Origin of the sequence: Streptomyces sp. NPDC005195 (assembly GCF_040608315.1) — a bacterium.
Lineage (GTDB): Bacteria > Actinomycetota > Actinomycetes > Streptomycetales > Streptomycetaceae > Streptomyces > Streptomyces kaempferi.
Window position 1 is genome coordinate 1 of the sequence record NZ_JBEXHZ010000121.1, and the last position, 7,048, is coordinate 7,048.

Genomic DNA, 7,048 nt, shown 5'->3' on the forward strand with positions numbered 1-7,048 from the left:
CGAGGGCGCCGCCGTCGTCCTCGCCTCCCGCGGCACCGACGCCCTCGCGTGCGAAGAGGCGGGCGGCGGCCGCTCCGATGCCGCGGCCGGCGCCGGTGATGAACACGACCTTGCCGGTGAGCAGGCCGATGGGGGCGATGTCGCTGTCGTTCGTCATGGCGCCAGTGTCGGGCCGGCCGGCGGACCGGATGCAGGCACAGGCGGTACCAGGATCCGCCGCCGCGCAGCGTGCAGACTTGGGGTATGGACAAGCAGGAGCTCGGGGCGTTTCTCCGTAGCCGTCGCGAGCGGCTCCGGCCGGAGGACGTCGGCCTCCCCTCCGGCTCCCGACGGCGGACACCGGGTCTTCGCCGCGAGGAGGTCGCGGTTCTCGCTCACATCTCCACGGAGTACTACGTCCGGCTCGAGCAGGGCAGGGCGCCACGGCCGTCCGGTGAGGTCCTTGCCGGGATCGGCGGCGCGCTGCGGCTGACGGACACCGAGTCCGACCACCTGCACGTCCTCGCGGGCACGGCGCCGAGCCGTCGCGGACTGCACCGGCGCGACGTCCGCCCGAGCATCCTCGCGCTCCTCGAACGGCTCCCGCGGACGGCCGCGTTCGTGACATCCGCCGTGTTCGAGGTCCTCGCGTGGAACGACCTCGCGGCCGCGCTCATGGAGGACTTCGCCGAACTCGCCCCCAAGGACCGCAATCTCGCGCGCCGGGCATTCCTGGGGGCGGCCCGCTCCGGTGCGACGCTGTACGGGGTCTCCGACGCCGCGGAGTTCCGGCATCACGTCGTCATGCGGCTCCGGCTCGCCCTCGCCAGGTACCCGTCCGACCCCGCGGTGACCGAACTCGTCGATGAACTCCGCGACGGCAGCCCCGAGTTCGCCCGGCTCTGGGACCGGCACGACGTGCAGGCCGCGCCGATGCTCACGAAGACCTTCCGCCACCCGGTCGTCGGGGAACTCACCGTCGACTGCGACTCGCTCACGCTCACGGACAGCGACCAGTACCTCGTGCTGTACACCGCACCGCCCGGATCCCATGGCGCCGAGGCGCTGGCCCTCCTGAACGTACTTGGCACCGAGGGCGTCGACGCGGGCAGCTCGCTCTGACGGAACCGGACACGCCGGACCGCGGTGCGCTGCGTCCGTGCGGCGGACTGTGCCGCGTCCGCGATGTCCCGGCTTAGCGTTCACTCTCAATCCATTGCAATGCTCTGCGTGCGTGACGTTGCATTCCTTGCAGGACCGTTGCAACGAACTTCGCGCATTCACCTGCGAATACAGGGATTATCCGCAGCAAGGCTGTTGTCGAATCTATGAATGCAACGTAGCGTTTCTCTCATCGGAAAACGCGAGCCGCAAGGGCGCGCGATGCAGGAGAAGGAGAGCACGATGCACAAGTTCGACACCCCCGCCCCCGTCTCGGCCGTCCTCGACATTCCGGCGGGACGCATCCGCTTCATCGCGGCCGACCGCCCCGACACCACCGTCGAGATCCTGCCCGCGAACGCCTCCAAGAGCCGCGACGTGAAGGCCGCGGAACAGATCCGGATCGACTACACCGACGGCGTCTTGCGCATCGAGGCACCGGAGGCGCAGAACCGGATCCTGGGCAACTCCGGTTCTGTCGAGGTGACTGTCCAGCTTCCCGTCGGCTCCCGTGTCGAGGCGAAGGCGGCCGCCGGCGAGTTCCGTGGCGTCGGACGCCTGGGCGACGTCGCCTTCGAGGGTGCCCAGGGCACGGTCAAACTCGACGAGACCGCCGGCGCCCGTCTCACCCTCATGGCCGGCGACATCTCCGTCGGCCGCCTCGGCGGCCCCGCGGAGATCAGCACGCAGAAGGGTGACCTGAACATCGCCGAAGCCACGCATGGCGCCGTCACACTGCGCACCGAGTCCGGCGACATCACGGTCGGCGCCGCCCGCGGAGTCTCCGCCTCCCTGGACGCCGGCACCGGCTACGGCCGGATCAACAACGCGCTCAAGAACGCCGACGGCACTCCGGGTCTGACCATCCGGGCGACCACCGCCCAGGGTGACATCACCGCTCGCAGTGTCTGACCCACGGCAGATCATCTCTCGCAGTTTCCGAAGGAGTCCCTTTCATGACTGACCTGGCCATCGCGGCGTACGGGTTGCGCAAGTCCTACGGTGACAAGGTCGTGCTCGACGGCGTCGACCTGACGGTCCCCGAAGGAAGCGTCTTCTCCCTGCTCGGCCCCAACGGTGCCGGCAAGACCACCGCCGTCAAGATTCTCTCCACGCTCATCAGCCCCGACGCCGGCTCCGGCCAGATCCACGTCGGCGGCCACGACCTCGCCTCCCAGGCGCAGGCCGCACGCGCCGTGATCGGTGTCACCGGCCAGTTCTCGGCGGTCGACGGTCTGATCACCGGCGAGGAGAACATGCTCCTCATGGCGGACCTGCACCACCTGTCCAGGGCCGAAGGCCGGCGCACCGCCGCCGAACTCCTGGAGCGCTTCGACCTGGTGGAGGCGGCGAGGAAGCCGGCCTCCACCTACTCCGGCGGCATGAAGCGCCGCCTGGACATCGCGATGACCCTGGTCGGCGGCCCGCGCATCATCTTCCTCGACGAGCCCACCACCGGACTCGACCCGCGCTCGCGGCACACCATGTGGCAGATCATCCGCGAACTCGTGACCGGTGGCACCACGGTCTTCCTCACCACCCAGTACCTGGAGGAGGCCGACGAACTCGCCGACCGCATCGCGGTGCTCCACGACGGGAAGACCGCGGCGGAGGGCACCGCCGAGGAACTGAAGCGGCTGATCCCCGGCGGACACGTCCGGCTCCGCTTCACCGACCCGGCCGCCTACCAGTCCGCCGCCCTCGCACTGCGCGAGGCCTCCCGGGACGACGAAGCCCTCGCCCTGCAGATCCCCAGCGACGGCACCCAGCGCGAACTGCGCTCCCTCCTCGACCGGCTCGACTCCACCGGCATCGTGGCCGACGAACTGACGGTGCACACCCCCGACCTCGACGACGTCTTCTTCGCCCTGACCGGCAGCACCGACGTACCGAGGCAGCCGAACCAGCCGAACCAGCCGACCCAGGCCAAGGAGGCCCTGCGATGAGCTCCCTCTCCCTCGCCGTGCGCGACTCGTCGACGATGCTGCGCCGCAACCTGCTCCACGCCCGCCGCTACCCCTCCCTCACTCTCAACCTGCTGCTCACCCCCGTCATGCTGCTGCTGCTCTTCGTCTACATCTTCGGCAACACCATGAGCGGCGGCGCGGGCCGCTCCGCCTACATCGCCTACATCGTGCCGGGCATCCTGCTGATGACGATCGGGTCCACGGTGGTCGGCACCGCCGTGTCCGTGGCCACCGACATGAACGAGGGCATCATCGCCCGCTTCCGCACGATGGCCATCCACCGCGGGTCCGTGCTGTTCGGGCACGTGGTCGGCAGCGTGCTGCAGGCGATCATCAGTGTCGTCCTCGTCGGCGCCGTCGGTGTCGCCATGGGCTTCCGCTCCACCGACGCCACCGTGGTGGAATGGCTGGCGGCGTTCGGGCTGCTGGTGCTCTTCGCGCTGGCGTTCACCTGGATCGCGGTCGGCATGGGTATGGGCAGCCCCAACGCCGAAGCGGCCAGCAACAACGCCATGCCGCTGATCCTCCTGCCCCTCATCTCCAGCGCCTTCGTCCCCCTCGACTCCATGCCCGGCTGGTTCCAGCCCATCGCCGAGTACCAGCCCTTCACCCCGGCCATCGAGACCCTCCGCGGACTCCTCCTCGGCACCGGGATCGGCAACAACTGGTGGATCGCCCTCGCCTGGTGCCTGGGCCTGAGCGTCCTCGGCCACCGCTGGTCGAAGGCGCAGTTCGACCGCGATCCCAAGTAGACGCCGTGGCACCGCGGACCCCACCCGCGAACCGGTTCCACCCCGAGGCGCCGTACTCCGACATCCCGTCGGAAGACGGCGCCTCGTGCCGTCTCCACCGCCCGCCGGCCTCACTCTCCGACACCGCCGCACGCCCACCGTGATGCCAACTCCGTTCAGGAGAAGGGGTGATGCCCGCTCCGAGTACGATGCTGCGGACCACCCATGATCCCCCTCGTGCGCCGGAGCCCGTCATGACGACCGACACCCCCCAGCCACCGCAGATCGACACCGCCAACGCGCATCCCGCGCGCGTCTACGACTGGCTTCTCGGCGGCAAGGACAACTACCCCGTCGACGAGGCCGTGGGCGAGAAATTGCCGCCCGAGGCACGCGACGCGGCCCGGCAGAACCGGCAGTTCATGCAGCGCGCCGCCGCGTGGCTCGCCACGCAGGGCGTCGACCAGTTCCTCGACATCGGCACCGGCATACCCACCGAGCCGAATCTGCACCAGATAGTCCAGCGGATCGCGCCTACGGCGAAGATCGTCTACACCGACAACGACCCGATCGTGCTGCGACACGCGCAAGCCCTGCTGACCAGTGGTCCCGAAGGGGCCACGGACTACATCCAGGCCGATGTGCGCCAGCCGGCGGCGATCCTCGAACGCGCCCGCGCGGTACTGGACTTCGAGCGCCCGATCGCGTTGTCGTTGATCGCCCTGATGCACTTCGTCCCCGACGACCAGGACGCCCACGGCATCGTCCGCGACCTGGTCGCCACCCTGCCGGCCGGCAGCTACCTGGTGCTGTCGCACGCCGCGTCCGACCTGTACCCGGAACTGGCGGAGCTGGTGACCGCCGAGTACGCCAAGGGCGGCATCCGCCTCGGCTTCCGCACCCGCGCGGAGGTCGCCCGCTTCTTCGACGAACTCGATCTGGTCGATCCCGGACTGGTGACGGCGACGGAGTGGTTCAGGACGGACCCGGCGCCCGTCGCGGAGGGCAGCGGAATCTACAGCGCGGTGGCCCGCGTCCGCTGACGTCACGGCTGCCACGAGCGCCGGCGACCGACCGTGCCAGGACTCGTTCTGTGCGATGGCGGTACGGTCCCCGGCCGGACGGCGAAGGCCGCCCTCCACGAGGTCGGCGAGGCGCGGGAGTTCGTCCGCCGGTGCGACGGCGCGGCCTGGTTCCGCGGCCGATCCGACGCTTCGTCCACGGGTGGCAGGGCCCTCCTGCGGTGCCGGCCTGGCGGGCGGGGCACCCGAATTTCCGTGCCCGGAGACCTTCGCCCTTGCGGCGGCCGCGGGCTCAGCCGGCGGTCGCCTCGGACGCGTCGAGGGCGTCGGCCAGCAGTTCCAGGATGTGGCGGTACGGGCGGCCGGTGGCGCGGGTCATGCCCATCTCGCAGGTGCGGTTGCACGAGGCGTACCCGTCGTGTTCACGCTCGTTGACCTCGGCGGCCTGGGCCGCCGTCGCGCCGGCGGTCACCTCGGGGTGGAGCAGCCCGCGGTCGCCCGCGAAGGCGCAGCAGCCCCAGGAGTCGGGGACCGTCACGGTGCCGGCCACCGCTTCCGCCACGGTGCGCAGGTCACCGGTGATGTCCAGGTGCACGGTCGAACAGGTCGGGTGCAGGGCGAGGGAGCCGAGGCGTGGTGCGCGGGGCAGCAGCGGCAACAGCGTGTCGGCGGTGAAGGTCACGCTGTCCACGAAGCGCAGCCCGGCGTACCGGTCACGTTCGGCCTCCGGCAGCGCGGCGGCGAGCTCGCCCAGACCGTGGGTGCACGAGGAGGCGTCGCAGACGACGGGCAGCCGTCCGTGGTCGCTGGCCGTCCACAGGGCGTCGAGCGTCCGGGCGGCCATCGCCCGGTGGCCCTCGGTGTAGCCCTTGGACTGCCAGGGCGTGCCACAGCAGAGCCCCGCCGACTCGGGGACGTCGACGGCTACGCCCGCGCGCTCGCACAGACTCAGGAACGCGGCCGCGGACCCGCTCGCCCGTCCGCCTGAGCCGCCACGGGAGGAGCCGCCGGGGCCGGAGCCGCCTCCCTCCTCGGCGGCGAAGATGCTGCCGATGCACGCCGAGAAGAAGACCGCCCGAGCGGCGGGCACGTGCCGGGCCGTCGGACGGGGGTCGCCACCACGGGGGATGTCCGGGCTCCAGGCCGGTACGAGGTCGGTGGCGCCGAGTCGCCGCATCACCTTGGTGGCCGCGCCGGTCAGCGGGGCCGGTGCCGCGTGGGCGGCACCGAGGCCGATCCGCACGCCCTTGACCGCCGTCGCCCAGTGGCGGGCCGCGGCACGTCCGGCGTGCTGCGCGAGCGGGCCGTGGCGTTCGCCGCGCAGCCGCTTCATCACCGCTCCGGTGTCGATGGTCACCGGGCAGGCGGTCACGCAGAGGCTGTCGGCGGCGCAGCTGTCCACGGCGGCGTAGGCATAGTCGTCCTCCAGCTCCCGGCGCCGTTCGTCGTCACCTGCCGCCTCGGCCAGCGCGATCTCCCGCCGGAGCGCGATGCGCTGACGGGGTGTGGTGGTGACGTCCGCCGTCGGACAGACCGGCTCGCAGTAGCCGCACTCGACGCAGGCGTCCAACGCCGGGTCGACCGCGGGCACACTCTTGAGGCGGCGCAGATGCGCGGCCGGGTCGTCGTCCAGCAGCACCCCGGGGTTGAGTACGCCCGCCGGATCGCACAACCGCTTCAGTTCCCGCATGACGTCGTACAGTTCGTCGCCGTACTGACGGCGGACGAACGGCGCCATGGCACGTCCGGTGCCGTGCTCCGCCTTCAGCGTGCCCTCGGCCGCGAGTACCAGATCGACCATGTCGTCGGTGAACCGCGCGTACCGGTCGGTCTCCTCCCGTGAGTCGAAGTCCTGGGTCAGCATGAAGTGCACGTTGCCGTCCCGGGCGTGCCCGAAGATCACCGCGTCCTCGTACCCGTGCCGGTCGAACAGGCCGATGAGACCCTCGCAGGTGCGGGTCAGCCGGTCCAGGGGGACCGCGATGTCCTCCAGCAGGGCGGTGGTGCCGGGCCGGCGGGCGCCGGCGACCGCGGTGTAGAGGCCCTTGCGCAGGTGCCACAGCCGCGCCCGCTCCTGGGGGGAGCGGGTCAGGGCGGTGCCGGTCACCGCGGGCAGGCGTTCCAGCACCGGCCGGGCCGCGGCGGCCACCTCCTCCAGCCGCTCCGCGGTGCCCTCGGCGAACTCGAC

At 71.2% G+C, this 7,048-nt stretch carries 6 protein-coding genes and 1 pseudogene; 5 read left to right on the forward strand and 2 right to left on the reverse strand.

Going from position 1 to position 7,048, the window contains the following annotated elements; genetic code table 11:
- Positions 1-157: pseudogene (locus ABZV34_RS36120) on the reverse strand (short-chain dehydrogenase); the annotation flags it as partial.
- Positions 158-243: 86 nt separating this feature from the next.
- Here ABZV34_RS36120 and ABZV34_RS36125 point away from each other — a divergent pair.
- The 5 genes from ABZV34_RS36125 (at position 244) to ABZV34_RS36145 (ending at position 4,881) form a co-directional block, all read left to right on the forward strand.
- A complete protein-coding gene (locus ABZV34_RS36125) occupies positions 244-1,101 on the forward strand; it encodes a helix-turn-helix transcriptional regulator (protein WP_356286495.1) in 858 nt (285 codons plus the stop codon).
- 282 nt (positions 1,102-1,383) lie between these two features.
- Entirely contained in the window at positions 1,384-2,052 is a 669-nt protein-coding gene (locus ABZV34_RS36130; protein WP_356286496.1) for a DUF4097 family beta strand repeat-containing protein, read from the forward strand.
- Between the two features lie 44 nt (positions 2,053-2,096).
- A complete protein-coding gene (locus ABZV34_RS36135; protein WP_356286499.1) occupies positions 2,097-3,086 on the forward strand; it encodes an ATP-binding cassette domain-containing protein in 990 nt (329 codons plus the stop codon).
- On the forward strand, positions 3,083-3,859 hold the full coding sequence (locus tag ABZV34_RS36140; protein WP_356286502.1) for an ABC transporter permease: 777 nt from the start codon (positions 3,083-3,085) through the stop codon (positions 3,857-3,859). The genes ABZV34_RS36135 and ABZV34_RS36140 overlap by 4 nt, the downstream gene beginning before the upstream one ends.
- A 233-nt stretch (positions 3,860-4,092) precedes the next feature.
- Complete coding sequence (locus ABZV34_RS36145; protein WP_356286505.1) at positions 4,093-4,881, forward strand: SAM-dependent methyltransferase; 789 nt, start codon at positions 4,093-4,095, stop codon at positions 4,879-4,881.
- Positions 4,882-5,152: 271 nt separating this feature from the next.
- Here ABZV34_RS36145 and ABZV34_RS36150 read toward each other — a convergent pair.
- The coding region (locus ABZV34_RS36150) for an FAD-linked oxidase C-terminal domain-containing protein (RefSeq protein ID WP_356286508.1) at positions 5,153-7,048 on the reverse strand (1,896 nt) is incomplete at its 5' end.